27 protein-coding genes and 1 tRNA gene are annotated in these 25,048 nt (G+C 63.0%); 16 read left to right on the forward strand and 12 right to left on the reverse strand.

The annotated features are described in order from the left end of the window. Positions 1 to 131: 131 nt before the first annotated feature. Positions 132 to 2,705: a Hint domain-containing protein gene (locus tag IEV82_RS23965; protein WP_188481746.1), complete on the forward strand. Its 2,574-nt coding sequence runs from the start codon at positions 132 to 134 to the stop codon at positions 2,703 to 2,705. Positions 2,706 to 2,881: 176 nt separating this feature from the next. Here IEV82_RS23965 and IEV82_RS09370 read toward each other — a convergent pair whose 3' ends face one another. Both IEV82_RS09370 and IEV82_RS09375 read right to left on the reverse strand, forming a co-directional pair. Next, complete coding sequence (locus IEV82_RS09370) at positions 2,882 to 3,196, reverse strand: DUF6525 family protein (protein WP_188481747.1); 315 nt, start codon at positions 3,194 to 3,196, stop codon at positions 2,882 to 2,884. Between the two features lie 81 nt (positions 3,197 to 3,277). Next, positions 3,278 to 4,333, reverse strand: coding sequence for a zinc ABC transporter substrate-binding protein (locus IEV82_RS09375; RefSeq protein WP_188481748.1), 1,056 nt, complete (start codon positions 4,331 to 4,333; stop codon positions 3,278 to 3,280). A gap of 56 nt (positions 4,334 to 4,389) precedes the next feature. Here IEV82_RS09375 and IEV82_RS09380 point away from each other — a divergent pair, with 56 nt between their 5' ends. The 3 genes from IEV82_RS09380 to IEV82_RS09390 are packed head-to-tail and all read left to right on the forward strand — an operon-like array spanning position 4,390 to position 6,463. Further along, the gene (locus IEV82_RS09380) at positions 4,390 to 4,908 is read left to right on the forward strand and encodes a helix-turn-helix domain-containing protein (protein WP_188481749.1); all 519 of its coding nucleotides are present in this window, start codon (positions 4,390 to 4,392) and stop codon (positions 4,906 to 4,908) included. Further along, entirely contained in the window at positions 4,905 to 5,675 is a 771-nt protein-coding gene (locus tag IEV82_RS09385; protein ID WP_188481750.1) for an ATP-binding cassette domain-containing protein, read from the forward strand. Before IEV82_RS09380 ends, IEV82_RS09385 begins: the two co-directional genes overlap by 4 nt. After that, the gene (locus tag IEV82_RS09390) at positions 5,675 to 6,463 is read left to right on the forward strand and encodes an iron chelate uptake ABC transporter family permease subunit (protein ID WP_188481751.1); all 789 of its coding nucleotides are present in this window, start codon (positions 5,675 to 5,677) and stop codon (positions 6,461 to 6,463) included. Before IEV82_RS09385 ends, IEV82_RS09390 begins: the two co-directional genes overlap by 1 nt. A gap of 37 nt (positions 6,464 to 6,500) precedes the next feature. On the opposite strand, the gene IEV82_RS09395 is transcribed toward IEV82_RS09390, so the two are convergent. Together IEV82_RS09395 and IEV82_RS09400 are read right to left on the reverse strand one after the other, a co-directional pair. Continuing rightward, positions 6,501 to 7,934 carry a YbaY family lipoprotein gene (locus IEV82_RS09395; RefSeq protein WP_188481752.1) on the reverse strand — a complete coding sequence of 478 codons (1,434 nt, stop codon included), beginning with the start codon at positions 7,932 to 7,934 and terminating at the stop codon, positions 6,501 to 6,503. Positions 7,935 to 8,285: 351 nt separating this feature from the next. After that, positions 8,286 to 8,375, reverse strand: a tRNA-Ser gene (locus IEV82_RS09400). Between the two features lie 147 nt (positions 8,376 to 8,522). Here IEV82_RS09400 and IEV82_RS09405 point away from each other — a divergent pair. The 8 genes from IEV82_RS09405 (at position 8,523) to IEV82_RS09440 (ending at position 15,786) form a co-directional block, all read left to right on the forward strand. Then, positions 8,523 to 9,344: a DUF2059 domain-containing protein gene (locus IEV82_RS09405; RefSeq protein ID WP_229747736.1), complete on the forward strand. Its 822-nt coding sequence runs from the start codon at positions 8,523 to 8,525 to the stop codon at positions 9,342 to 9,344. A gap of 190 nt (positions 9,345 to 9,534) precedes the next feature. Further along, positions 9,535 to 10,170, forward strand: a complete 636-nt coding sequence (locus IEV82_RS09410; protein ID WP_188481753.1) for a 50S ribosomal protein L21 — start codon at positions 9,535 to 9,537, stop codon at positions 10,168 to 10,170. 12 nt (positions 10,171 to 10,182) lie between these two features. Beyond that, entirely contained in the window at positions 10,183 to 10,452 is a 270-nt protein-coding gene (gene rpmA, locus IEV82_RS09415) for a 50S ribosomal protein L27 (RefSeq protein ID WP_188481754.1), read from the forward strand. A gap of 102 nt (positions 10,453 to 10,554) precedes the next feature. Then, positions 10,555 to 11,100: a GNAT family N-acetyltransferase gene (locus tag IEV82_RS09420; protein ID WP_188481755.1), complete on the forward strand. Its 546-nt coding sequence runs from the start codon at positions 10,555 to 10,557 to the stop codon at positions 11,098 to 11,100. A gap of 53 nt (positions 11,101 to 11,153) precedes the next feature. Then, positions 11,154 to 12,188: a GTPase ObgE gene (gene obgE, locus IEV82_RS09425; RefSeq protein ID WP_188481756.1), complete on the forward strand. Its 1,035-nt coding sequence runs from the start codon at positions 11,154 to 11,156 to the stop codon at positions 12,186 to 12,188. Beyond that, complete coding sequence (gene proB / locus IEV82_RS09430; protein WP_188481757.1) at positions 12,176 to 13,282, forward strand: glutamate 5-kinase; 1,107 nt, start codon at positions 12,176 to 12,178, stop codon at positions 13,280 to 13,282. Before obgE ends, proB begins: the two co-directional genes overlap by 13 nt. 54 nt (positions 13,283 to 13,336) lie before the next feature. Next, the gene (locus IEV82_RS09435) at positions 13,337 to 14,602 is read left to right on the forward strand and encodes a glutamate-5-semialdehyde dehydrogenase (RefSeq protein WP_188481758.1); all 1,266 of its coding nucleotides are present in this window, start codon (positions 13,337 to 13,339) and stop codon (positions 14,600 to 14,602) included. 80 nt (positions 14,603 to 14,682) lie between these two features. Next, positions 14,683 to 15,786 (forward strand): ABC transporter ATP-binding protein, encoded by a 1,104-nt coding sequence (locus tag IEV82_RS09440; protein ID WP_229747737.1) that lies wholly within the window; start codon positions 14,683 to 14,685, stop codon positions 15,784 to 15,786. On the opposite strand, the gene IEV82_RS09445 is transcribed toward IEV82_RS09440, so the two are convergent. The 4 genes from IEV82_RS09445 to IEV82_RS09460 all read right to left on the reverse strand — a co-directional run bounded on the left by IEV82_RS09445 (position 15,783) and on the right by IEV82_RS09460 (position 18,194). Then, positions 15,783 to 16,847, reverse strand: coding sequence for a flagellar motor switch protein FliG (locus tag IEV82_RS09445; protein WP_188481759.1), 1,065 nt, complete (start codon positions 16,845 to 16,847; stop codon positions 15,783 to 15,785). The two genes, IEV82_RS09440 and IEV82_RS09445, sit on opposite strands and share 4 nt — an antisense overlap. A gap of 54 nt (positions 16,848 to 16,901) precedes the next feature. Continuing rightward, positions 16,902 to 17,438, reverse strand: a complete 537-nt coding sequence (locus IEV82_RS09450; RefSeq protein WP_188481760.1) for a tetratricopeptide repeat protein — start codon at positions 17,436 to 17,438, stop codon at positions 16,902 to 16,904. A 96-nt stretch (positions 17,439 to 17,534) separates the two neighbouring features. Next, positions 17,535 to 17,696, reverse strand: coding sequence for a carbohydrate-binding module family 14 protein (locus tag IEV82_RS09455; RefSeq protein ID WP_188481761.1), 162 nt, complete (start codon positions 17,694 to 17,696; stop codon positions 17,535 to 17,537). A 60-nt stretch (positions 17,697 to 17,756) separates the two neighbouring features. Continuing rightward, positions 17,757 to 18,194 (reverse strand): DUF6314 family protein, encoded by a 438-nt coding sequence (locus IEV82_RS09460; protein ID WP_188481762.1) that lies wholly within the window; start codon positions 18,192 to 18,194, stop codon positions 17,757 to 17,759. 128 nt (positions 18,195 to 18,322) lie between these two features. On the opposite strand from IEV82_RS09460, the gene purB reads away from it, so the two are divergent. After that, positions 18,323 to 19,630, forward strand: a complete 1,308-nt coding sequence (purB, locus tag IEV82_RS09465; protein ID WP_188481763.1) for an adenylosuccinate lyase — start codon at positions 18,323 to 18,325, stop codon at positions 19,628 to 19,630. A gap of 101 nt (positions 19,631 to 19,731) precedes the next feature. Here purB and IEV82_RS09470 read toward each other — a convergent pair whose 3' ends face one another. The 4 genes from IEV82_RS09470 to IEV82_RS09485 all read right to left on the reverse strand — a co-directional run bounded on the left by IEV82_RS09470 (position 19,732) and on the right by IEV82_RS09485 (position 23,038). After that, positions 19,732 to 20,865, reverse strand: coding sequence for a saccharopine dehydrogenase family protein (locus IEV82_RS09470; RefSeq protein WP_188481764.1), 1,134 nt, complete (start codon positions 20,863 to 20,865; stop codon positions 19,732 to 19,734). After that, positions 20,862 to 21,914, reverse strand: coding sequence for a saccharopine dehydrogenase (locus tag IEV82_RS09475; RefSeq protein ID WP_188481765.1), 1,053 nt, complete (start codon positions 21,912 to 21,914; stop codon positions 20,862 to 20,864). Before IEV82_RS09475 ends, IEV82_RS09470 begins: the two co-directional genes overlap by 4 nt. 72 nt (positions 21,915 to 21,986) lie before the next feature. Further along, the gene (locus IEV82_RS09480) at positions 21,987 to 22,646 is read right to left on the reverse strand and encodes a histidine phosphatase family protein (protein WP_188481766.1); all 660 of its coding nucleotides are present in this window, start codon (positions 22,644 to 22,646) and stop codon (positions 21,987 to 21,989) included. Positions 22,647 to 22,723: 77 nt separating this feature from the next. Continuing rightward, on the reverse strand, positions 22,724 to 23,038 hold the full coding sequence (locus IEV82_RS09485) for a DUF1476 domain-containing protein (protein WP_188481767.1): 315 nt from the start codon (positions 23,036 to 23,038) through the stop codon (positions 22,724 to 22,726). A gap of 197 nt (positions 23,039 to 23,235) precedes the next feature. Here IEV82_RS09485 and purC point away from each other — a divergent pair, with 197 nt between their 5' ends. The 3 genes from purC (at position 23,236) to purQ (ending at position 24,984) form a co-directional block, all read left to right on the forward strand. After that, on the forward strand, positions 23,236 to 23,997 hold the full coding sequence (gene purC / locus IEV82_RS09490) for a phosphoribosylaminoimidazolesuccinocarboxamide synthase (RefSeq protein WP_188481768.1): 762 nt from the start codon (positions 23,236 to 23,238) through the stop codon (positions 23,995 to 23,997). Positions 23,998 to 24,085: 88 nt separating this feature from the next. Continuing rightward, complete coding sequence (purS, locus tag IEV82_RS09495) at positions 24,086 to 24,316, forward strand: phosphoribosylformylglycinamidine synthase subunit PurS (protein WP_188481769.1); 231 nt, start codon at positions 24,086 to 24,088, stop codon at positions 24,314 to 24,316. Then, positions 24,316 to 24,984, forward strand: coding sequence for a phosphoribosylformylglycinamidine synthase subunit PurQ (purQ, locus tag IEV82_RS09500; protein ID WP_188481770.1), 669 nt, complete (start codon positions 24,316 to 24,318; stop codon positions 24,982 to 24,984). The genes purS and purQ overlap by 1 nt, the downstream gene beginning before the upstream one ends. Positions 24,985 to 25,048 lie beyond the last annotated feature (64 nt).

A 25,048-nucleotide genomic window follows, 5' to 3' on the forward strand; every position in this document is an offset into this window, starting at 1 on the left:
TTTCGCGCATTTGACCGGGTGATGCACCGCTTCCAGACAGGGCGGGAGCAGAAAAAACAATTCGCAATTCCTTAAGACCGTTCGCGTAAGAACCGTTTGGCTCAGTAGGCACGGCAGCGGAGTCTCGATACATGCCAACCACGTTCGAAGTCATTTTCCTCGGCACTCTGCCGCGGATCGACACGACTCAAGGCAACGAATTCGTTGAAAACGCGGCTGGTCTGCTGGGCAGCTATGGCACGTCGGCAACTCCGCTCAGCAGCACTGTTCAGACCCTGTCACCGGTCCGGCTGACCGAGGACGACAACGCCACCTACGATACAGACAATGGTGGCGGCTTCGATTCCTTCAGCATCAATGGCGGCACGGCGCAGAATTTCGATGGGGTTGCGACCTATGATGCGACCATCACCTATGTCGACGGCACCACCGCCACCATTTCGGCCGTCATCTTTCAGGACGTCAACGGCAACACCTATCTTGCACCGGAAACGACGCTCAATACCGATCAGGCCGCCCTGACTGCCAAACCGATCCAGTCGCTCAGCCTGAACACGGTGCTGGCAAACGATGGCGACTTGACAGCCAGCCGGATTGCGGGTGATTTCAAATCCGCGGTTGATGGCACCGCGGGCGGCGACACCATGACCTTTGCGGCGGGGTATGTCGATGCCGATGGGGACGCGATCACGACCGGCAGTGATTTCCTGCTCGCAGGCGACGGCAATGACTTCATCAACCCCGACAACGGTGATGACACGGTCTATGCCGGGGCTGGCAACGACACGATCGACGACTGGGGTGGCAACGATCTGGTCTATGCTGGCGACGGGGCCGACCGGGTCGAACTGAGTGTCGGCAATGACACCATCTTCATGGAGTCCGGTGACGACAGCATCACCCTCTGGGACAATGCCGGGGCCAATGTGCTGGATGGCGGCATAGGCACAGACACGCTGGATTTTGCGAACTGGCAGTCCACGACCGGCGCAAAAGCCACAATTGGTCCGGGCGGGGTGGGCACGTTCACGCATTCCACCACCGGCACCACCGGCACCTTTACCAATTTCGAGATCATTTCCGGCACCGATTACAGTGACTCATTCGATGCAAGCACCAGCGACGTTGACCTCACACTTGAAGGTGGCTCGGGGGACGACGTTCTTCTAGGTGGTTCTGGCAACGACACCATCCTCGGCGACAACGACAACGACACGGTGTTCGGTGGCGATGGCGCCGACCGCATCACCGGCGGCAACGGCAACGACAGCCTGTCCGGTGGCGCGGGGGATGACTATCTTGACGGGGGCGCTGGCGTCGACACGATCCTTGCTGGCGAAGGGAATGACATCATCACGGTGTCCGACGATCACGGCACCAACACGATTGATGGCGGTGGATGGTATGACCAACTGGTCTTCGCCACACCGACCAGTTCGTCCGGTGTCACGGTTGTCTGGAGCGGCGACGGGTCCGGTACCTATGATTTCAAGGGCACCACGGCAAACGGCACGTTCACCAGCATAGAACAGTCTTCGGGAACCGAACACGCCGACACCTACGATGCGTCGAACGACTCTGCCGGGGTCAGCATCTACGCGATGGGTGGCAACGATACGCTGATCGGTGGCTCCGGTGCAGACAGGCTTTACGGGGAGGCTGGCAGCGACTCATTGATCGGTGGCACCGGCAACGACACGCTGGAGGGTGGCACCGGCAACGACACGCTGGATGGTGGCTCCGGCAACGACACGATCATTGGTGGCCTTGGCGATGACCTTCTTGTGGGCGGCGATGGCGACGATGTGTTCCTCTATGTCGCAGGTGATGGTCTCGATACGATCAGCGACTTCAATCTCGGCAATACGGGCGGGTTGCTTGACGGTGATGCGACCAACAACGACGCCATCAACCTGTCGCCGTATTACGACACGATTTTCGAACTCTGGGCCGACCAGGCTGACGACGGCATCCTCAACCAGTCGAACACGACCGACACCAAGGGCAACGTCACAGATTATTCCAACAACACGCAGTTCGCGTCGGGGCAGGGGATCGTCTTTACCGGAGCCTCGGCGGACAGCACGTTCTTCACAACCGACAACACGGGTGTGGTCTGTTTCGCGAAGGGGACGTTGATCCTGACCACGACCGGAGAGGTGCCCATCGAACGTCTGTCTCCCGGCGACCAGATCGTCACGCGCGACAATGGTCCGCAGGAACTGATCTGGGTCGCGTCGCGCAAACTCGGCAGGTTCGATCTGGTTCGCGCGCCCAAGCTGCGGCCGATCCGTATTGCGCCCGATCTGATCGCGGGGCATTCGCCGCTGATCGTGTCCCCGCAGCACGGCGTGTTGTTTCGCGGCGATAATGGCGACGAGACGTTGGTTCGCGCAACCCATCTGGCGCGGATGCGCGGCGGCAAGGCGCGGGTCATGCAGGGCTGTCAGGGCGTAAGCTATTTCCACCTCGCCTTTGCGGCGCACCAGATCATCTATGCCAACGGCGCGGCGAGCGAAAGTTTCTATCCCGGACCGCATGCCGTGCAGGGGCTGGCCGCCGATGCCCGGACAGAACTTTCGACGCTCTTCCCCGATCTCGAACCGACCCGCGCAGAAGACACCTACGGACACCATGTGCGCCCCGTCGCGCGGTATTGCGATCTGCCCGAGCATCTGGGTGCGCTGGCGCAGGCGGGTTTCTGACCTTGCGGTCTGGCAGACGCCTGTAAGCGAAACATCGCCTGCCGCATGCCATCGAGGCCAGGTGTCTGTTGACCATGACCTGTTCTCCGGGCGCTGACGGCGGACGTGGTCGTGGCGCTCCCGTGACGAACTTGTCCCATACCGTCGCCTCCAATTCTTGAGAAAGGCTCACACCATCAAACCGTGGGATAATACACCTGACGCGCGCTGTAGGACTGTGACAGCAGGGGGTGATCCGGCCCCCAGATGCGCCCGACATCCTTGGCCACCAGACGCGCCTGCAGACGGTCCAGCTCATCGAGGGCGTGCGCCGGGTCTGCGGTTCGGGCCATGGCGCGGTCAAAGACACGCCGGGCAGAGGCGGGGCGCCACGGCAACACCGCCGTGGCCAGCCAGTTGCGCAATTCACAGGGCAGGCCGTCGTAGTCCCGCATCGGGTTGCCCGCGCGCCGCTTGAGCTTCAGGCTCGTGGTTCCACGGTTTGTCGGCATGTGCGGCTCGTGTCAAAGCCGGTGCCGCGCATGCAGGCCCGCAGGGGGCGGACGGCGCGGCACCAGGACTTGGATGGTTGGCTACAGGCAGTCGGCCAGCGCAGCCGCGAGATTGCGCAGGACGTTGCCATACAGATCCTGTCCCGGTTCGAGATTGGATCCCATCGGATCCAGAACGCCTGTTCGCGCTTCCGAACCGCCCATCACCGCCGCGACGATCTTGGGGTCGAACTGCGGCTCGGAGAGCACACAGCTGGTATCCTGTTCCTGCACCCGCGCCTGGATTTCCGAGATGCGGGCCGGGCTGGGGTCTGTCGCGTCAGAGATCGAGATCGCGCCGGATGCGGGGAAATCGAAGGACGTCTCGAAATACTGGTAGGCGTCGTGGAAGACGATGAAATTGCTGCCGCGCACTGGCTCGAGAACGCGTTCGATCTCGGTCCGAAGCGTGTCGAGATCCTCGCGCGCCGCTGCCGCATTGGCGAAATACACACCTGCATTTTCGGGATCTGCGGCAGAGAGTTTCGCGGCAATCGCATTCAGCCAGACCGCGCCATTGTCCGGCGACAGCCACGCATGCGGGTCAAGCGCGCCATGTGCATGCCCTTCGTGCCCGTGATCGTCGTCAGCGTGTTCTTCATGCCCGTGGTCCTCGTGCCCGGCATGCTCGGCCTCTTTGGCATGGTCGTCATGCGCATGATCATGCGCGTCCTTTGCCTCCGCGTGGTCTTCGTGCCCATGCGCGTCGGCGTGATCCTCTCCGTGGTCATGCGCTTCGAACAGCGCGTTCTCGCGGAAGGGAAGCTCGATGGTGCCTTCGACCTCCATCAGGGCGGTCACGGTGGCATTGCCCGCAAGGGTGTCGATCGCGCCTTCCATCCATGGCGTCAGGTCCGGCCCGATCCAGAACACGAGGTCCGCCTCCTGCAAGGCCTCGGCCTCCGAGGGGCGCAGGCTGTATTCGTGCGGCGATGCGCCGGGCGCGACCACAAGGCTGGGTGCGCCGACGCCGTCCATCACCCGCGCAACCAGCGAATGCACCGGTGCGATATCGGTGGCAACACGGGGCACGTCGGCCCAGGCTGCACTGCCAAGAAGAGCGGTCGACAGGGTCAGCGGAACGAGGTTTCTGGACATGCGGGTCTCCATGTGATTATATAACGTTACAGGCCGAATACAGGAAATGTAATAACATGACAAGCGGCAACGAGGCAGCAAAACCCCCGTCAACCGATCCGGTCGGATTTGAAACGCACGACCATGCCGGGTGCATCACTTCCGCGCTTGCCGCAGCCGAGGCGCATTGCGCGAGCGAAGGACTGCGCTTTACCCCGGTGCGTCGTCAGGCGCTTGAGATTCTGTTGCAGGAACACCGGGCCATCGGCGCTTACGAGATGCTCGACAAGCTGCGCTCCGCCGGGTTCGGATCGCAACCGCCGGTGGCCTACAGGGCGCTGGAATTTCTTGTCGCGAACGGGTTTGCCCACAAGATCGAACGGCTGAATGCCTTTATCGCCTGTGCCCATCCCGGCGCGGTGCATTCGCCCGCCTTCATGATCTGCCGGATGTGCCAATCCGTGGCCGAGGCGCAATCGGCCCCGTCGCGCAGTGCCTTGGGGGATGCGGCGCGCGCGGCCGGGTTCCAGATCGAACGCACCATGGTCGAGGCCGAGGGCATCTGCCCAAGCTGCGCGGAAAAGGTCGATGCATGAACCTGATCTCCGTCAACGGCATGAGCGTCGGCTACGGTGCCAACACGGTGTTGCGCAACGTGTCCCTGTCGATCCAACCGGGCGAGATCGTCACCATTGTCGGCCCGAACGGGTCGGGCAAGACCACGCTCTTGCGGGCTCTGATCGGCGCAGTGCAACCAGCATCCGGAGAAATTGTCCGCGCGCCCGACCTGAGGATCGGTTACGTTCCGCAGAAGCTGCATATCGATCCCACGTTGCCAATCACCGTTGAACGATTCCTGCGCCTGCCCGGTGGCCCGTCCAAGGCCGATTGCAGGCAGGCGCTGGAGCAGGCGGGGGTGCCGAACCTGTCGCAGCGCCAGATGTCGAGCCTGTCCGGTGGTCAGTTCCAGCGTGTCCTGCTGGCGCGTGCGCTGATCGAAAAGCCTGATCTGCTGCTGCTGGACGAGGCGACACAGGGGCTGGATCAACCGGGGTCTGCCGCCTTCTACCTGCAGATCGAACGGGTGCGCCAAAGCACTGGCTGCGCGGTGCTGATGATCAGTCATGAATTGCATGTCGTGATGAGCGCGTCGGACCGGGTGATCTGCCTCAATGGGCATGTCTGTTGCGAGGGCACCCCGGAGATCGTGTCGGCAGCCCCGGAATACCGCGCCCTGTTCGGCACCGGCACAGGGGGTGCGTTGGCGCTCTACCGTCACGAACACGATCACGCGCATGACGAGTCCTGCGACCATGATCATCCGCATCACGACCACACCAAAAAGACCGAGGCAGCCGAATAATGCTCGATGATTTCATGACCCGCGCGGCTTTGGCGGGGCTGGGTGTGGCGCTGGCCGCAGCCCCGTTGGGCAGCTTCGTGGTGTGGCGGCGGATGGCGTATTTCGGCGATGCGACCGCCCATGCGGCGATCCTTGGCGTGGCCCTGTCTTTGGCCCTGCAGATGCCGATCTTCGCGGGAGCTTTGGCAGTTGCGCTGGCAATGGCGCTGACGGTGACCGTGCTGTCGGGGCGCGGCTATGCGATGGACACGCTGCTGGGGGTGCTGGCGCATTCCGCGCTGGCCTTCGGGCTTGTGGCGGTGTCCTTCCTGTCGGGCATCCGCATCGACCTGATGGCGTATCTTTTCGGCGACATTCTGGCTGTGTCACGTTCGGATCTCGTGGTGATCTGGGGTGGGGCGGTTCTGGTCGTGGGGCTGATGGCGTGGCGCTGGTCGGCATTGCTGACCGCCACGCTGAGCGAAGAGCTTGCCCATGCCAGCGGCATCGACCCGCGTCGCGAGCAGTTGATCCTGACCCTCGCGCTGGCCATCACCGTGGCCGTTGCGATCAAGGTGGTGGGCGTGCTGCTGATTGCTGCGATGCTGATCATTCCCGCCGCGGCCGCGCGGCCCCTGTCACGCACACCCGAACAGATGGCGCTGATGGCAGCGGCGATTGGTGGCCTTTCGGCCATTGCCGGGCTGCATGCGGCCTATGTGTTCGACACACCTGCGGGGCCGTCCATTGTCTGCGTGGCGGCGATTCTGTTTCTGAGCACAAGCGTGGTGCGCAGCCTTCGGGCGTGAGCGGGAAACCCGGATCGCTGAACCCTGCGGACAGAGATCAGCGCAGATAGACGGCTGACAGGCGTGCGAGCGGGGCGCCTGCGCCGTCGATCAGGTCCAGCGTCTGCCCCTCCAGCCGCATCTCCACCGTGCGGTCCAGCACATCGCGCAATCGCCGCTCAAGCGCGTCAAGCGGTGGTGGGCAGGCCATCCTCGTGCTTGCCGCACCGTCGAAGGCAAGCGCGGCACCGTTTGCCGTATAGCGCCCGATCATCTGGTTGCACCCGACCGTGGCGCGGAAACGGCTGTCGGGGCCGCTTTGCAAAACGACATGCGGCTCGCGCCGGTTTTCCATCGGGGCAACCGCGTCGCCCAGCATGGTGTCGATCCGCCAATAGGTGTCGGTCAGCGAGGCCGTCGACACACGAGGCGCGCAGGCCTCGCCCGGGATCACCTTGATGAAGCGATCGACGACAAGGCTCATGCGGTCGGGGCCTTCCATCGCCGGGCGCAGGTCAAGCCCGCCTTCGACATGAACCTTGAGCGGCCCACCGGGCGTGGGTGCGGCATCGAGATAAGCGCGCTCCAGCGCAGGATAATCGCCCTCCTGCGCCACGGGATAGCGGACGCCCGACAGGCATTCCTCGAACAGGGCGGCGTCGACCCTGTAGGTCATCTGACCCAGCAGGAACATCGCTTGAAGCGGGGTCGGGTCCAGCGATCCGTCGCCGGTCAGGGTGTAGTCCAGTTCGGACATGATGGGCGCGCCGGCCATGTCCATCTGGCGCAGGGTGTCGGGGCCGGTGACCTGCCAGAACAGCGGCATGTCCGACGCGCCGTGAAGAACGATGGCGCCGCGTTCCGGATCGGCATACCAGCGCCCGATCTCGTCACGCCGCAAGGTGCCGTCGGTCCCGCCCAGCCAGTCGCGCCGCAGGTGGTAATATTGCGCAGGCCAGAGGTCGAGGTGATGGCGGATGCCCTCGCAATCGGCACAGGGCAGCGTGCCCCGGAACGTCGCGGGCAGCCGCAGACCGTGGGCCCCCAGCGAAGGCATGGCACCGGCGGCGGGTCGCGCCACCATTTTCAGGATCACCTCCACGTTCTCCGGGCCGTTTCCTTGCAGGACAGGGGTGATCGTGTCGGTCATGAACAGAAGCTGCCCGTCATGTCGGACGCTGGCGCGCAGGGCATACATCCCACGCGGGTCGAGGTCTGACGCGGTGTAGTCGATGGTGAAGTCGAACGGCGACTGTCCCGCGTTTTCGATCACGGTCCGGCCGAGCACGGTTGCCGGTGCCCCGGCCCGGGCAACGTCTTCGATCACCGCCTCGAACACCACGCCCGGAGGCAGCGCGACGCGTTCACGGATCAACGCGGTTCCGCTCAGGCTGTCCGCCGCTGCGGTCGAAACGCCGAACACCGCCGCGATGAAAAGGCAGGCGAGTTTGGTCAGAGGCCGAAATGAAAGAGTGCCGATGGAGTGTGTCATGGTCGATCAGCCCTTTGCTCACTTGCAATGGTTTGCGTGACCCGCGACCACGGGTCCAGCCGGCAAGCCCCAGGTTACCTTGGCCTACCATAGCCCGACGGCGCGAGTGATCCGATACAGGTCATCCAGAACGAATGGCATCGGTATATTCCATTGGAAACTCAGCTGGTGCAACTGCGCTTTCGCGGGGCACTGTTCCAAGCGAGACAGGCGCCGGAGTATCGAGTGGCCGCGAGCGGCACACTCATACACGCAAGAAACGACCGTTCCCGACGGACTGCAAAGGCCGTTGGCACAATGACTCACAGCCCTGCGATTGATCGCATCAGCCTGATGATTGCCACGAATAAGTGGCGGAGAGACAGGGATTCGAACCCTGGGTGGAGTTGCCCCCACAACGGTTTTCGAGACCGCCCCGTTCGACCACTCCGGCACCTCTCCGCGGGGATCTGGAGGGGCGTTTAGCTTTTGTGTCAGACCTGTGCAACCTCTATTTCACGCCAAATGTGTGCGATGCTGATTGCGCCTGCGGGTTGGAATTGACCCGGCGTCGACATAGGTAAGGTATGAGAGGCTTGGAGGATCGGAATGTTCGCGAATATGCTGAAGGTGGCGGCAACCGGATTGGCGGTGTGCACGTGGTCCCTGCCTGCATGGGCCACTCCGACGAACGATCTTCTGGGCGCGCTCGGTGTGCCTCAGATCGTGCAGATCATGCGCGAAGAAGGCATGGAATACGGCGAGACGCTTGCCAGCGACATGGTGCCGGGCGGCGGGACCGCCGGCTGGAGCGCCACGGTCGACCGGATCTACGATCCCGAGCGCATGCTGACGACGGTGCAAGAGGTGTTTGCCGCCGAGTTTGGCGATGCCGAAACCGAAGACCTTATGGCCTTTTTCACCTCCCAGACCGGACAACAGATCGTCAGCCTCGAACTCAGCGCCCGCGGCGCGATGCGCGAACAGGAGATCGAGGACGCGGCGCGCGCCGCCTATCTCGACCTGAGAGGCACGTCTTCCGAACCTCTCGAAGCGATATCCGACTTTGTCGAGGTCAATGATCTGGTCGAGTTGAACCTCGTGGGGGCGCTCAACGCCAACTACATGTTCTACCTGGGTCTCGTGGATGGCGGTGCCCTGCGGATGAGCGAGACGGACATTCTTGCCGAGGTCTGGTCTGCCGAGGATGAAACCCGCGCCGACACGCGCGAATGGGTCTATGCGTTCCTGCTGATGGCCTACCGCCCGCTCGAAGACGGGGTGATCGAAGACTACACGGACCTGTCCCGCACCGATGCGGGTCGCGCCCTCAACCGGGCGCTCTTTGCGGGCTTCAACCGGATGTATGACGACATTTCCTATGCGCTTGGCATCGCCGTGGCGCGGGAAATGCAGGTGCAGGAACTCTAGTCGCGAAACGCGTTGACAAATGCGGCACGGGATTCCATAAGCCGCCCACATGAAAGTCGGGGCTTCGGTCCCGCCTTTTGTTTTTTATGATAACGATGTCCCGAACGGGGCACGCTGTTCGAGGCGGATCACTGATCCGAAAACACCGCAAAGCGGGGCCACAGAACGCGGTGACAAAGGAAAAGATACGATGTTCGCGGTGATGAAAACCGGCGGCAAGCAATACAAGGTCCAATCGGGCGACATATTGCGGGTCGAGAAACTGGCTGCCGATGCAGGCGAAAAAGTCCAGTTCAATGAAATTCTGATGCTGGGTGGCGACACGGTTGTGGTCGGCGCACCGATGGTCGACGGCGCTGCCGTTCAGGCCGAGGTCGTGGACCAGATCAAGGGCGAAAAGGTCATCAATTTCGTCAAGCGCCGCCGGAAGCACAGCTCCAAGCGGACCAAGGGCCACCGTCAGAAGCTCACCCTCGTGCGTGTGACGGAGATCCTTGCCACGGGTGCGGACAAGACAGGCATCAAGGCAGCGATCGGTTCTGGTTCGGTTGCAGGCGTGGCCGTTGCCGCAGCTGCACCCAAGAAAGCCGCGGCTCCCAAAGCCGAAGCTGCAGCGACCGCCTCTGGCGCGGATGACCTCAAGCTGCTGTCTGGCGTTGGCCCGGCGCTCGAGAAGAAACTGATCGAAGCGGGTGTGACCAGCTTTGCCCAGATCGCAGCCTGGACGGATGCAGACGTCGAAGAGTTCGGCGAAAAGCTGTCCTTCAAGGGCCGGATCGAGCGTGAAGGCTGGATCGAACAAGCCAAAGAACTGGCATCGAAGTAAGGAGACTGACCCATGGCACATAAAAAAGCAGGCGGTTCATCCCGCAACGGTCGTGACTCTGCCGGACGCCGCCTTGGCGTCAAACTCTACGGTGGCCAGTCCGCGATCCCCGGCAACATCATCGTGCGTCAGCGCGGAACCAAGTTCTGGCCGGGCGAAGGCGTTGGTATTGGCAGGGATCACACGATCTTTGCAACCGTTGACGGCAACGTGACCTTCCACAAGGGCCTCAAGGGCCGCACCTTCATTTCGGTTCTGCCAACGGCGGAGGCCGCCGAGTAAGCCGACCTGAGGGTTTTGAAAATCTGGGGGATCGGCACCGCTGCCGGTCCCCCATTCCGTTTCGACGGGGGCCTGCCTATATCTGCGATGAGGAGAGAGCAGATGAACGTAGAGACCATCACCGAATTCAACCAGCCCGTCGTTCAGGCGGATCGCTTCCGCCTGCGCCCGCTGCAACTGTCGGATGTCGGATTGATCGAATATTACGCCAGCGACAAACGCGTGGCGACGATGACGACCTCGATCCCGCATCCGTTCCCGCCCGGTGCGGCGCAGGCCTTTGTCGACCGCAGCCTGTCGCCCAGCCGCGAGGACGATGTCTGGGTCATCGACGGAACCGCAGGCGGCGGGTCCGAGGTGATGGGCGTGATCGCGTTGGCGCGGATGGATCGCAACCAGTCCGAGGTCGGATACTGGGTCGCGCCGCCGTTCTGGAATACCGGTCTTGCCTCCGAAGCGGTCGAGGCGCTGGTCACGGCCAACCCGCTTGGCAACGAGACGATGTTCGCAAGCGTCTTTCAGGACAACCCGGCCTCGGCCCGTGTCCTGACGCATTGTGGATTTGAATATATCGGCGACGCGGAGTCCTTTTCCGTCGCCCGCAACACAACGGTCAAAACCTGGACCTATCTCAAACGTATGGGCTGACGCGCGGATGCAAACCCGGTAGACCGCGCAGGGGCTCGATCAAAGGCTGACACATGAAGTTCCTCGATCTCTGCAAAGTCTATATCCGCTCGGGCTCGGGCGGGAATGGATCCATCAGTTTCCGGCGCGAAAAGTTCATCGAATTCGGCGGCCCCGATGGCGGTGACGGCGGCGATGGCGGCGATGTCTGGGCCGAAGCGGTCGACGGGCTGAACACGCTCATCGACTTCCGCTATCAGCAGCATTTCTTTGCCGACAACGGCCGCGCGGGGGCAGGCCGGCAGCGGACCGGCGCAAACGGTGCGGACATCGTGCTCAAGGTTCCTGTCGGCACCGAGATCCTCGACGAGGACGAAGAAACCGTGATCGCCGACATGACCGAACTGGGCCAGCGCGTTCAGCTGGCGCGTGGCGGCAATGGCGGCTGGGGCAACCTGCGATTCAAGACCTCGACCAACCAGGCGCCGCGCCGTGCCAATGCCGGGCAGGAGGGCGTCGAACGCACGATCTGGCTGCGGTTGAAACTGATCGCCGATGTCGGGCTCCTGGGCCTGCCCAACGCGGGCAAATCCACCTTCCTTGCCGCGACCTCGAATGCACGGCCGAAAGTGGCGGATTACCCGTTCACCACGCTGCATCCCAACCTTGGCGTCGTTGGCGTCGACAACGCGGAATTCGTGGTGGCCGACATTCCCGGCCTGATCGAAGGCGCACACGAGGGCAGGGGGCTGGGTGATCTGTTCCTTGGCCATATCGAACGCTGCGCGGCCCTGCTGCACCTCGTGGATGGCACGTCGGGCACGCTGCTCGAAGATTACCAGACCATCATCAACGAGATCGAAGCGTACGGGAGTGGTCTGGCCGAAAAACCGCGCATCACCGCGCTGAACAAGATCGACGCGCTGGACGACGAGGAGCGCGCCTTCCTCAAGGAAGAGCTTGAACGCGTCGCGGGCCAGGAGGTCATGCTCATGTCGGGCGTGTCCAAGGAAGGGCTGACCGAGGTGCTGCGCGCGCTGCGCAAACACGTCAAGTCCACCCGCTCGCGCGAACAGGCGACCGAGGAGCTCGACGCGTGGCGACCCTGAGCGACGCGCGCCGACTGGTCGTCAAGATCGGCTCGGCGCTGCTGGTGGACAAGGCCAAGGGCACGCTGCGGCGCGACTGGCTTCTGTCACTGGCCGAAGACGTGGCCCGGATCAAGGCGCGGGGCACCGATGTGATCCTCGTGTCCTCCGGCTCCATCGCTCTGGGGCGCGGCGTGCTGGGTCTGCCCCTGACCGTGTTGCCGCTCGAACAATCGCAGGCGGCCGCGGCGGTCGGCCAGATCCGTCTCGCCCGCGCCTATGAAGAGGTGCTCGATCCGCACGGGCTGACCACGGCGCAGGTTCTGGTGACGCTCGAAGACAGCACCGACCGCCGCCGCTACCTCAACAGCCGTGCGACGATGGAAACCCTGATCGGCTTCGGCGTCATTCCCATCGTCAACGAGAACGACACTGTCGCCACGGACGAGATCCGCTACGGCGACAATGACCGCCTCGCGGCGCAGGTCGCAGCCACCGTCGGCGCCGACCAGTTGATCCTGCTGTCCGACGTGGACGGATTCTACAGCGCCAACCCCCATATCGACCCGACCGCAGAGTTCTTTCCGGTGATCGACGTGATCACCCCTGAAATCGAGGCGATGGCCGGGGATGCCGGCTCGGGCCTGTCGAAGGGCGGCATGAAGACCAAGCTGATGGCCGCCAAGACCGCCACCGCGTCGGGCTGCGCCATGGCCATCACCGAAGGCTCGCGCCTGCATCCGCTCAAGGGATTGGAGGACGGCGCACGCGCCACCTGGTTCACCCCGCAGCTTGACCCGCACACGGCGCGCAAACGCTGGATTCTGGCGATGAAACCCCAAGGCGCGCTGACCATCGACGACGGTGCGGCGCGTGCGCTTCAGCGCGGCACATCGCTGTTGCCGCCAGGCATCGTGGCGGTCACCGGCGCGTTCGGACGAGGCGATCCGGTCACGATCAAGGATGCGGCGGGTCGCGACCTGGGGATGGGCCTGACCCGCTACACGGCGGTCGAGGCCCGGGCGATCAAGGGGCACAATTCAGCCGAAATCGAGGAAATTCTGGGCTACCCGGGCCGCGCTGTGGTAATTCATCGCGACGATATGGCGATCTGATCGGCCTTTTCACGTTCCAAATACGCATTTTCGACCTCTGCAAGGGTACCTCCGATGAAAGACCTCACAGACATCCCCGCACTCATGCATGACATCGGCGCACGCGCCAAGGCAGCGGCACGGGACCTGGCCTTCGCCCCATCCGAGAGCAAGCGGACAGCGCTCATAGAGGCGGCAGAGGCGGTCTGGGCGAACCGTGCAACACTCATCGAGGCCAACGCCAAGGACCTTGACTACGGCCGCGACAAGGGCCTGTCGGATGCGATGATGGACCGGCTGCTGCTCAACGAGGACCGCATTCGCGGCATCGTCGATGGGTTGCGCGCGGTCGCCGAGCAGACCGACCCGGTTGGCGCCGTCATCACCGAATGGGACCGTCCATCGGGCCTGCACATCAAGCGGGTCCGCACGCCGCTGGGTGTGATCGGCGTGATCTACGAATCCCGCCCCAACGTGACCGCGGATGCGGGCGCCCTTTGCCTCAAGGCAGGCAACGCGGTGATCCTGCGCGGCGGATCGGAAAGCTTCCATTCCTCAAGCGCGATCCATGCCTGCCTCGTCGAAGGTCTGCGCAAGGCGGGCCTGCCCGAAGATGCGATCCAGCTTGTGCCCACCCGAGACCGCGAAGCGGTGAGCGAAATGCTGACCATGACCGATTTCATCGACGTGATCGTGCCTCGGGGCGGCAAGGGTCTTGTCGGTCTTGTCCAGCGCGAGGCCCGCGTGCCGGTCTTTGCCCATCTCGAAGGCATCGTGCACATCTATGTCGATGCCGACGCGGACCCGGTCAAGGCGCTGAACGTGGTGCTGAACGCCAAGACCCGGCGCACCGGCATCTGCGGTGCAGCTGAATGCCTGCTGATCCACAAGGATGTGGTCGGCACCATCGGGCAGGGCGTCATCAAGGCACTGCTGAAAGCGGGTGTCGAAGTGCGCGCCGATGAAACCCTGCGCGCCATCGACGGCACCGTGGCGGCCAGCGAGGACGATTGGGGCTGCGAATACCTCGACAGCATCATCGCGGCCAAGGTGGTGGACGATCTGGATGCCGCCATCGCCCATATCAACACCTACAGTTCGAACCACACCGATTGCATCCTGACCGAGAACGACAGGTCGGCGGACAGGTTCTTCGAACGGATCGACAGCGCCATCCTGATGCGCAACGCCTCGACCCAGTTCGCCGATGGCGGCGAATTCGGCATGGGCGCCGAGATCGGGATTGCCACGGGCAAGATGCACGCGCGCGGGCCGGTCGGGGCGGAACAGCTCACCAGCTTCAAATACATCGTGACCGGCGACGGCACGACGCGGACCTGAGGGGTTGTCGTCGCGCAAATCGGCTGCTACCTGACATTAGCTAATCCGATACTTTTACTCGGAAAACTCGTGAGGCAGCAGTGACCGGCACAGATCCTCGGCTGGATATCAGGAACATCGTGCGCGATTACGACGGCAAGCGCGTGGTCGATGACGTGTCTTTGGTGATACAGCCCGGCAATGTAACCTGCCTTCTGGGGCCGTCAGGCTGCGGCAAATCCACCACGCTGCGGATCATCGCGGGCGTCGACATGCAGACCAGCGGCACGATCCATGTGGACGGGAATCTGGTCTGTGACACGGTGTTTCGCGTCCCGCCCGAACGGCGCTCCATCGGGTTGATCTTTCAGGATTTTGCCCTGTTTCCGCATCTCACCGTGGGCGACAACGTGGGCTTTGGCCTGACCGGATCCCGCAAGGACAAGCTGCCGCGCGTGGGTGAACTGCTCGAACGGGTGGGGCTGTCGCATTACATCAACGAATACCCGCATCAACTGTCTGGCGGGGAGCAACAGCGCGTGGCGCTGGCCCGTGCGATTGCGCCGCGCCCGTCGATCATGCTCATGGACGAGCCGTTTTCCGGCCTCGACAACCGGTTGCGCGATGGCATTCGCGACGAAACGCTCGCGATCCTGAAGGACGAGGGCACGTCGGTCCTGCTGGTCACGCATGAGCCCGAAGAGGCGATGCGCATGGCGGACGAGATCGCGCTGATGCGTGACGGCAAGATCGTGCAGCGCGGCGCGCCCTACAACATCTACAATGCGCCTGCGGACAAGGCGGCGGTGGCGTTCTTTTCCGACATCAACCTGCTGACCGGTACGGTGCGCGGTGCGCTGACCGATACGCCCTTCGGCCAGTTCCTTGCCCCCGGAGTGCCGGATGGCGGCGCGGTCGAGATCGTGTTCCGCCCGCAGCATGTCGGCATCGATTTCGACAGGCAGGGGCGCGGCCCCAACCCGACGCCGCTTGCGGGTGCGCCCGCACGCGGCGTGGTCGAACGCGCCCGCTTCATGGGGTCGGAAAGCCTGGTCGAGTTCCGCATGGACTATGACCAGAGCATCATCCGCGCCACGGTCCCCAACGTATTCCTGCCCAAGCCCGGAACCGTCATGTGGCTGACCGTGCGGCGAGACCGCTGTTTCGTGTTCCGCAAGGACAGCGGGTCGGTCATCACCCGCTAATCCTCGATCTCCGCGGATTGGATCAGGGTGATTTCCCGGCTGTCGGCAAGCGCGCGGATCGCCCGCACCACAGCGCTCATGGCGGCCTCGGCCTCCTTGGGTTTGATGTCCTTGAACTCTTCAGACATTTCACGAAGAGCGTCAGCCATCCGTTTGGATATATTGGACAATATGAAGTCAACGCTGCGCTTGTCGACATCGGCCACGGCACCGGCGATGACCCGTGCCAAGGTTTCCTGATCCACGTCGCGGGTGATCTTGGGAGCGTCGATCGCGCTCATCCTGTTGGGGATGTGGGCGAAGGTAAAGATGGATTTGCGGACCTCCTCGGCAAATCCCTTGTCTTCTTCATCGAGTGCTGTGAGCAATTCGTCCCGCGTCGCGGCGCGCGAAAAATTGAGGATTGCGCCGACCCGTTCGGAGGGTTGCGCGCGAAATGCCTTGGGCGGTTCCGAATCCATCTGGGCGGCAAGGCTGAGGCCGATGCGTTCGACTGCGTCCGGCGTGACCGCATCCGTCATCGACATCGCGTAGGTGATCCGTCGCGCCACGTCACCGGGCAGGCTGCTGAGCAGGTCCGCCGCCTTGGCCACCTCGAGCTTGGAGACCATCACCGCCGCGATCTGGGTGGATTCCGAGGTCACGAAGTCCCGAAGCCGCGAGACCGGCAAATCGGCAAGCCGCTTCCACGGATCACCGATCTGTCGCACACCGGCCTCCTTGCGCAGCCGCGCGGCGGTTTGGGCGCTGATCTTGCCGTCCAGCGCCGACAGCGCGCCCGCAATGTCACCGGGAAAGGAAAGGCCAATGGAGTCAAGCTCTTCCGAGAATTCGGTGATCACCGCATGCATCGTGTCGCGGTCGATATAGCGCATTTCGCCCAGAAGCTGGGTAAGTTGGATCTGCAAATCCTCGGGCAGCGCGGTCAGCGGCACATTCGCCCCTTCCTTGAGGATGAATTGCACGATGATCGCGGCCTTCGCCCGGCGCGACAGCCGGACCGCCGGGGCCATGGGTGGCGCGCTCGGGCCGGTGCGCGCCAAGGGGGTCAACTGGGTCATTCACCTTACTCCATCCTGTCCTCATCGGCTTAGGCGGGTAAGGTTAAGAAAGCGTCAGTAGTTTGAGCCAGACCCTGATTGAATCGCCATGCGCAGCGATATTTCCGGCCATGTGGACCGTCCGCCGCGTTGGCGGATTTCGCTGAGCTGTGCGCGTGCCAGCTGGAAGTCGCCTTTTTCGAGATGCCACTGACCCAGGTAGGACCGCGCCAGCAGGTTGTCGGGGTTTACCTCGAGCGCGCGGGCGTACCACTCGTACGCGTCTTCCGTACGGCCCGCCTTGCGCGCGGTGAACCCGCGATAGGTCAACACCGCGTCGCTGTCCTGATCGACCATGGCGTTCAGCACGCGCTCGGCGTCGGTGATCCGCCCGGCATAGGCCAGTTCGCGGATTGCCTTCATGCGGTCTGCGTCATTGAGGCTGCTTTTGTCGGGATCGATGCAGGATTCGGTCTCTGCATCCCAGACCTGTCCATCGGTGCAGGTCTTGGTCGTCTCGGTCGGGGTGGGTGGGTCGTCATCGTTGAACCCGACAGCGAGCGCCGCAAGGGGGCAGGTGGCAAGAACCGTGGAAAGAAGCAAAGCGCGCATGTCGAAATCCCGTGATCAAATTGTCAGGCGGGCATTTATCACACATGAAAAAGACGGCCAGAGGGCCGTCTTCAACTGCATGTCAGATGGGGTAAATCAGCCCGTCACAACCTTGCAGGTATTGGTTTCGGCATCATAGACCGTGCCGCTCGAGCAGGTCATCGTGACCTGTTCCTTGCCCCAGTTGCATTGGGCCAAAGTGGCCGTTGCACTGGCGATCAGAAGGGCCGAGGTGGTCAGAAGTGTCTTGATGGTCATCAGTCTTTCTCCTGTTGTTGCGTAGGGTAAAGCTAGCAGGGATTGCCGATTTGGCAAAATCTATCTGCTGTCTTTGGCTTCGCGACTGTACGAGGTGATCATTTCGTAGGCTTTTCGTGGCCCCGACACATCCCACCTGCTGTGCCAGAGTGGCCAATCGTCAAAGTCATAGTGGACGACATAGGTGTCCGGATCGCACCAATGGGTGGCCTCATGACGGGCACTGTCGATGCTGTGAAAGACCCGACCGTCCTCGAAGTCGACATGCAGCGCACCGTCCTGCACGCGCCAGTGGTAGCGGCGTTCCGCCACGAAGGGCGCATGTCCGGGCAGATGCAGATGCCCGGTCTCGTGATAGGCAAGGCCTGTTTCGTCGGGTACAAAGACAGCGCTGCCTTCGAACAGGGCTGTGGTTCCGGCGCGGTGGTCGGTGATCTGGCGGGTGACCTGCCAGGTGCCTTCGAACGCGGCAAGGGGGGGTGTGGTGCCGGTCGTCATAAGCGGCCCCAAAGCCTGTGCCTCCGGGCAAAGCGTCTCATTCGGGTTGGCCTCTCTTGTCGCGCACCGGTCCGCAGTCTAGGACTGCGCCAAAATTCCGCAAGTCAACCGATGAAAGGATCGCCCGCATGATCCCCCGTTACTCCCGCCCCGAGATGGTGTCGATCTGGGAACCAGCCACCAAGTTCCGCATCTGGTTCGAGATCGAGGCCCATGCCTGCGACGCGATGGCCGATCTGGGCGTGATCCCGCGCGAAAACGCCGATGCGGTGTGGAAGGCCAAGGATGTCGAGTTCGACGTGGCCCGCATCGACGAAATCGAAGCGGTGACAAAGCATGACGTGATCGCCTTTTTGACCCATCTGGCCGAACATGTGGGCGCGGATGAGGCGCGGTTCGTGCATCAGGGCATGACCAGCTCCGACGTTCTGGACACCACCTTCAACGTCCAGCTCGTGCGCGCATCGGACATCCTGATCGCGGATATCGAAGCGCTCTTGGCCGCTTTGAAGCGCCGCGCCTATGAGCACAAGGACACGCTGCGGATCGGCCGGTCGCATGGCATCCATGCCGAACCGACGACGATGGGCCTGACCTTTGCCCGCTTCTATGCCGAGATGGACCGCAACCTGAGCCGGATGCGTGATGCGCGTGCCGAGGTGGCGACGGGCGCGATTTCCGGCGCTGTCGGCACCTTTGCCAATGTCGATCCGGCGGTCGAGGAACATGTCTGCGACAAGCTGGGCCTCGTGCCCGAACCGATCAGCACGCAGGTGATCCCGCGTGATCGTCATGCCGCGTTCTTTGCAACCCTCGGCGTGATCGCCAGCAGCATCGAGAACATCTCGATCGAGATCCGCCACATGCAGCGCACCGAGGTGCTGGAAGGGGCGGAGTTCTTCTCGATGGGCCAGAAGGGCTCATCCGCGATGCCGCACAAGAAGAACCCGGTCCTGACGGAAAACCTGACCGGGCTGGCGCGCATGGTCCGATCTGCCGTGATCCCGGCGATGGAGAACGTGGCGCTCTGGCACGAACGCGACATCTCGCATTCCTCGGTCGAACGGATGATCGGGCCGGACGCGACGATCACGCTTGATTTCGCCTTGGCGCGTCTGACCGGCGTGATCGACAAGATGTTGATCTTCCCGGAGAACATGCTGGAAAACATGAACAAGTTTCCGGGTCTCGTGATGTCGCAGCGGGTGCTTCTGGCGCTGACGCAGGCGGGTGTCAGTCGCGAAGACGCCTATTCCTACGTGCAACGCAACGCGCTCAAGGTCTGGGAACATCGGACGGATTTCAAGACCGAGCTGCTCAACGATGCGGATGTGGTAGCGGCCCTCAGCGCCGAACAGATCGAGGAGAAGTTCGATCTGGGCTACCACACCAAGCATGTGGACACGATCTTCGCGCGGGTCTTTGGGGAGTCCTGATCCCTGACCAAAAGGTCCCCGGGCCAAGCCAGAGGACGACGGTTCTTGCACCACGTGGACAAAGGCGCAGGCCGGGCTTCAGCCCGGCCCCCCAAGCCGGATCATGCCTTCAAATGATCCACCACCATCAGGTGTTGCGCCAATGTCTGCACCTCGTCCAGCCAGCGGGTCACCAGTTTCGGATCATGCGGCGCAGCGCTGACCCCCGGAGCGATCTCGCGGTTCAGCACCGACTCGACCGCCAGCGACACCGGCACCGACACCAGCCGCGCCATGGCCGTGCCGCGCGCGTCGCCCCAGGCGTCCATGACGTAGGTCTTGTGCCAAGCGGGTCGGCCATCCTTTTCGGCCAGCAGGTCGACGCACAGCACCACGCGGTCGGCCTCATCCTCGGCATAGGCGTTCTGCTTCAGCAGGTCCGCCGCCATCTCGTTGAGGCGCGCATCATCCGCACTGCCCACTTCGGCAAAGATATCCGCCCAGGCCTCCGCCCAGCCGTTGAGCCGAAGCGTGCCGCGCACGAATTCCTTGACGGTCCATGTCGGTTCGAAATGGTACTGCGCCATGAAGGGCAGGCTGTCGCGGTTGGGATAGACCTCGAACGCCTCGGGCTGGGGCAGGGGCGCGTCATAGCGGTTGATCGCGTCCCAGGGGCGCTGGATCTCGAGTTCGGTGTAGTGACGGATGGATTTCGACGGGGACCGCAGCGCCTTGAGAACACCCACGGGCGCCCAGCTGAACTTGTAGCGAAACGCATTCGCGACCTTCGGAACACCGCCGCAGTAGGATTTGAAAGAGATCACGTTTTCAGGGTCATACGCGGCGCTCTTGCGGTAATCCGCGACGAGGTGATGCGCCATCAGATGGTCGATCCCGGGATCGAGACCAACCTCGTTGACCAGCGCCGCACCGGCCAGTCGTGCGGCATTGTCCAGGGCGCGCATCTCGGGCGCGATATAGGACGAAGATACGAAATGCGCGCCGTGGTCGATGGCCATCTGCGCCAGTTCCACATGCCAGTCGCCCGGCAACATCGACACGATCACGTCGCCGTGACGCACCGCCGCCGCAAGCGCGGTCGGGTCGAAAACGCGGATGTCGTCGGTCAGATCGCCCACCGCCGTCTGCGCCTTGTCCAGCGTGCGGTTCCACACCGTCACCGCATGCCCGTCGCGAATCAGCCGCCGCAGGCCGGGAACCGAGGACAGTCCCGTGCCACACCAATGTACCGTCATGTCGTCACCTTCCGGATATGGTCATCGAAATAGGATTTTGCCCGACCCCAGACGCCGCTGTCGATGGCATCGAGCGTCTTGAGATGGGGAAGAAGCTGGCCCGCGAAATCCTGAGAGGATTCGTGCGGCATCAGCGAGGGCAGGTTGTCGATCGCCATCACGTCGAGCGGCGGGTCGTCACAGGCGCGAATGACCGGCGCATCCCAGCTTGTCACGCGATCGTACACCTTGATCGGGGAAAAATCGCTGTCGGGATCACAGGCGATATCGCCGATGATCCGCAGGTTCCGAGGGCGGGTGCAGGCATCGGCGGGCACAAAGACGGGCGTGCCTGGACGCGCGAGGATGCAGTTGAAAAACAGTGTATGGTCAAACACTTCTGGGAACGGTCCGCCATGCGCCGTTTCCGCCATATCCCACTTGGTCACGGTCAGGCCGACCTGCTCGCACAGGTCAGTCGCCCCGGTGCCGACCCGACCCAACGCGCCGATCACCAGCGCGTCCGGCGTGGTGTCGTTCAGTGCATCCTTCACGTCGCGCCGCATCGCATCGGACGAGGACCATGTGCCGACAGGCGGGCAGGGCGCACCCGCCTGTTGCGCCGCATAGGCCAGCAGTGACACCGCAGCACCCGCATATCCCGCCCAATAGCCAAAGGCCGCGACGCGCCGTCCGCTCTCATCCTCAAGATATTCCAGATCGTAGAGCGTGCCGCCGCCATCCCTGAACCGGGCCAGCAGCTTTTGACCGGCGGGCTGTCCCTTGTAGGCATGTCCGAACATGATGTGGCGGTGCCGCAGGGGCGTGCCATTATCCGGTAATTCCTTCAAGCCGAAAATAATCGCATCTCGGGGCGCCTCCCCCCAACTGCCCTCGGGTGCAATCCTGGCACCTGCCGCGTCGTAATCCGCACTCGGGATCACCCGCGTCGGGCTGTCCTCGACCGTCACGTCGATGCCCTGCGCAATCAGCGCCGCCACACCTTCGGGCAGGATGCCGACGCGTTCCTCGTTTTCGCGGCTTTCCGCGCGCACCCAGAGATGGGTCATTGGTGTCCCCCTGTTTCGCCTTGCCGCACCCTAGCCAGCGCGGCCCGGGTACAAAAGCCCCCTCGGACCGGTTCAGATATGCGTCTGGGCGAACAGCCTTTCCGGCGTGTCCAGATGCGGCAGGGCGTTGAACTGGGTCAGCGCCAATTGCCCCTCGAGTGGCAGCCAGGAACTGACCGAGGTGTTCTGGATCGACAGGCACAGGTTGCAGAACGCTGTCATCTCGAGGCCCAGCGTCAGGCGCATCGCCATGCCGATCAACCCGCCCGAGGTCACCACAAGCGACCGCCCCGGCAGGGCGCTGATCTCGGCCAGCGCGTCGCGCACGCGGTTCTCGAATTGGTCAAAGCGTTCCGGCGCGCCTTCCAGCTTTCCGTCGCGCCAATGGCCGAACAGGCTGGGCAGGTGGCGTACGAAGCCTTCACGGTCCACCGGCAGGGTGATGCCATGCTGATCGGCCAGCAGGTGCGAGAGCGTGAAATACTCCAGCTCGTTCAGCCGTTCGTCGCGGGTGATCGGATCGGGCGTTTCGGCGGCGATGGCGTCGGCGGTTTCGACGTGACGGCGCAGCGTGCCGGTCCAGACATGGGCGAACACGTCGCCACGCTGGCGGAAATGATCGCCCAGCCAGCCCGATTGCTGGTGCCCCAGGGGGCTGAGCCGGTCATATGCGCCCTCTTCCCGCGCCGCGGTATTGGCTTGGCCGTGGCGGACCAGAACGATATGCGACATGCGGCCTCTGTCAGGGGGGAGTGCAAAAGAAAAACGCGCCCACCTGGGCGGACGCGCGCAACAAAGGGATCAGCGGATCAGAGTTCTTCCATGATCTGTGCCTTGGCGACGATCATCAACTCGGCCATCTTGGCGCGAATCTCGTCATCGCTGGCCTTGCCGCCCAGATCGCCGGACACCTTGCGCACCACGTCCTCGTGGCCGGCCTCTTCGAAATCGGCCTTCACGACCTCCTTGGCATATTCAGCGGCATCATCGCCGGATTTGCCCATCAGGTCGGCCGCCCAGAGGCCCAGCAGCTTGTTACGGCGGGCTTCGGCCCTGAATTGCATCTGTGCATCATGCGCAAATTTGTTCTCGAAGGCGTTTTCGCGGTCATCGAAGGTCGACATGAGGGGGCTCTCCCGGATATGTGGTTCCTGTTGATTGAGGTATGGCCCGACGCGCCGATCGGTTCAAGTGCGTGCGTTGCTTGCGGCATGACCCTGCATGCACTAAGACGCACTCGAACGCTGCCGTTTTTTCTCCCTGTGGACGGCGATGCGCGCCCCTTTTCGTGCCATCCGGCGCATTGACAGAAAGATCCCAAATGGCCCGTCGCAAGAAGATTTACGAAGGCAAAGCCAAAATCCTCTATGAAGGTCCGGAACCGGGCACGATCGTTCAGTATTTCAAGGACGACGCGACAGCCTTCAACGCCGAAAAGCGCAGTGTCATCGACGGCAAGGGCGTGCTCAACAACCGGCTGAGCGAGTTCTTCATGGTGGGGCTCAACTCCATCGGCGTGCCGACGCATTTCATCAAGCGGCTGAACATGCGCGAGCAACTTGTTCGCCAGTGCGAGATCATCCCGCTCGAGGTGATCGTGCGCAATTTTGCCGCTGGCACCATGGCCAAGCGTCTGGGCATCGAGGAAGGCACGCCGCTGCCACGCCCGATCGTCGAATATTGCTACAAGGACGACAAGCTGGGTGATCCGCTGGTCACCGAGGAACATATCGCGGCCTTCGGCTGGGCCAGCCAGCAGGACATGGACGACATCCTGAGCCTTGCGCTGCGGGTCAACGATTTCATGTCCGGCCTGATGTATGGCGTCGGGATCAAGCTGGTGGACTTCAAGATCGAGATCGGCCGCGTCTATGACGGCGATTTCCAGCGCCTGATCATCGCCGACGAGATCAGCCCCGACAGCTGCCGTCTCTGGGACATCGAGACCGGGCGCAAGCTCGACAAGGATGTGTTCCGGCGCGATCTGGGCAATTTGACCGATGCCTATACCGAGGTGGCGCGGCGTCTGGGCGTGATGCCGCAGAACGCGACGCCGATGGAAAAGCCGAAGCTGATCAACTGACGCAGCGCCCGGTGGCGGGCGGCGCGAATGCATATTTGGAAAAAGAAGAAGGGGGACGGTCGCGCCCCCGGACAAGGCGGAGACGATCATGAAGGCACGGGTGCATGTGATGCTGAAGGACGGGGTTCTGGACCCGCAGGGCGAGGCCGTGCGCCACGCTCTCGACGGCTTGGGCTTTGACGGTGTCGAAAAGGTGCGTCAGGGCAAGGTGATCGAGCTGGATCTGGCAGATGGCACATCCGAGGACACCGTGCGCGAGATGTGCGAAAAGCTGCTCGCCAATACGGTGATCGAAAGCTACCGGATCGAGATGAGCTGATGCGCGCAGCGGTTGTTGTTTTCCCCGGATCGAATTGCGACCGGGATCTGGCCGTGGCCTTCCGCGATGCGGGATGCGAGGTCGAGATGGTCTGGCACAAGGACACGTCCTTGCCCGCAGGCATAGACATCGTCGGCATTCCCGGCGGGTTCTCCTTTGGCGATTACCTGCGCTGCGGCGCGATTGCCGCCAATTCGCCGATCTGCACCGAGATCAAGGCCCATGCCAATCGCGGCGGCTTTGTCCTGGGTGTCTGCAACGGCTTTCAGGTCCTGACCGAGACCGGCTTGCTGCCCGGCGCGCTGCTGCGCAATGCCGGGCTGAAATTCATCTGCCGCACCGTGCCGCTGGTCGTGGGCACGACCGACAGCATCTTCACCGCCGGCTACGCGGCGGGGCAGACGATTTCCGTGCCGATCGCGCATCATGACGGCAATTACATCGCGTCTGAAGACATCGTCAGCCAGTTGACCGACGAAGACCGGATCGCGTTCCGCTATGGCGACAACCCCAACGGATCGACCGCCGACATCGCCGGTATCCTGTCCGGGAACCGGCGCGTGCTGGGCATGATGCCCCATCCCGAGCGGGCCGCGGACGAAAAGCACGGCGGAACCGACGGGCAGGCGCTGTTTGCCAATATCGCCAGCGCCCTGACGGCGGCTTAGCGCCCATTGACGCAGCCGTGACGCGGTGCCGCTTGAGAGGCGGTCGCGATTTGCATATTCTGCA

This window comes from Marivita lacus (assembly GCF_014637725.1).
Lineage (GTDB): Bacteria > Pseudomonadota > Alphaproteobacteria > Rhodobacterales > Rhodobacteraceae > Marivita > Marivita lacus.

Coding starts and splice junctions, on each gene's coding strand:
- IEV82_RS23965 (WP_188481746.1), top strand. CDS start 132: ATGCCAACCACGTTCGAAGTCATTTTCCTCGGCACTCTGCCGCGGATC.
- IEV82_RS09370 (WP_188481747.1), bottom strand. CDS start 3,196: ATGCCGACAAACCGTGGAACCACGAGCCTGAAGCTCAAGCGGCGCGCG.
- IEV82_RS09375 (WP_188481748.1), bottom strand. CDS start 4,333: ATGTCCAGAAACCTCGTTCCGCTGACCCTGTCGACCGCTCTTCTTGGC.
- IEV82_RS09380 (WP_188481749.1), top strand. CDS start 4,390: ATGACAAGCGGCAACGAGGCAGCAAAACCCCCGTCAACCGATCCGGTC.
- IEV82_RS09385 (WP_188481750.1), top strand. CDS start 4,905: ATGAACCTGATCTCCGTCAACGGCATGAGCGTCGGCTACGGTGCCAAC.
- IEV82_RS09390 (WP_188481751.1), top strand. CDS start 5,675: ATGCTCGATGATTTCATGACCCGCGCGGCTTTGGCGGGGCTGGGTGTG.
- IEV82_RS09395 (WP_188481752.1), bottom strand. CDS start 7,934: ATGACACACTCCATCGGCACTCTTTCATTTCGGCCTCTGACCAAACTC.
- IEV82_RS09405 (WP_229747736.1), top strand. CDS start 8,523: ATGTTCGCGAATATGCTGAAGGTGGCGGCAACCGGATTGGCGGTGTGC.
- IEV82_RS09410 (WP_188481753.1), top strand. CDS start 9,535: ATGTTCGCGGTGATGAAAACCGGCGGCAAGCAATACAAGGTCCAATCG.
- rpmA (WP_188481754.1), top strand. CDS start 10,183: ATGGCACATAAAAAAGCAGGCGGTTCATCCCGCAACGGTCGTGACTCT.
- IEV82_RS09420 (WP_188481755.1), top strand. CDS start 10,555: ATGAACGTAGAGACCATCACCGAATTCAACCAGCCCGTCGTTCAGGCG.
- obgE (WP_188481756.1), top strand. CDS start 11,154: ATGAAGTTCCTCGATCTCTGCAAAGTCTATATCCGCTCGGGCTCGGGC.
- IEV82_RS09435 (WP_188481758.1), top strand. CDS start 13,337: ATGAAAGACCTCACAGACATCCCCGCACTCATGCATGACATCGGCGCA.
- IEV82_RS09445 (WP_188481759.1), bottom strand. CDS start 16,847: ATGACCCAGTTGACCCCCTTGGCGCGCACCGGCCCGAGCGCGCCACCC.
- IEV82_RS09450 (WP_188481760.1), bottom strand. CDS start 17,438: ATGCGCGCTTTGCTTCTTTCCACGGTTCTTGCCACCTGCCCCCTTGCG.
- IEV82_RS09455 (WP_188481761.1), bottom strand. CDS start 17,696: ATGACCATCAAGACACTTCTGACCACCTCGGCCCTTCTGATCGCCAGT.
- IEV82_RS09460 (WP_188481762.1), bottom strand. CDS start 18,194: ATGACGACCGGCACCACACCCCCCCTTGCCGCGTTCGAAGGCACCTGG.
- purB (WP_188481763.1), top strand. CDS start 18,323: ATGATCCCCCGTTACTCCCGCCCCGAGATGGTGTCGATCTGGGAACCA.
- IEV82_RS09470 (WP_188481764.1), bottom strand. CDS start 20,865: ATGACGGTACATTGGTGTGGCACGGGACTGTCCTCGGTTCCCGGCCTG.
- IEV82_RS09475 (WP_188481765.1), bottom strand. CDS start 21,914: ATGACCCATCTCTGGGTGCGCGCGGAAAGCCGCGAAAACGAGGAACGC.
- IEV82_RS09480 (WP_188481766.1), bottom strand. CDS start 22,646: ATGTCGCATATCGTTCTGGTCCGCCACGGCCAAGCCAATACCGCGGCG.
- IEV82_RS09485 (WP_188481767.1), bottom strand. CDS start 23,038: ATGTCGACCTTCGATGACCGCGAAAACGCCTTCGAGAACAAATTTGCG.
- purC (WP_188481768.1), top strand. CDS start 23,236: ATGGCCCGTCGCAAGAAGATTTACGAAGGCAAAGCCAAAATCCTCTAT.
- purS (WP_188481769.1), top strand. CDS start 24,086: ATGAAGGCACGGGTGCATGTGATGCTGAAGGACGGGGTTCTGGACCCG.
- purQ (WP_188481770.1), top strand. CDS start 24,316: ATGCGCGCAGCGGTTGTTGTTTTCCCCGGATCGAATTGCGACCGGGAT.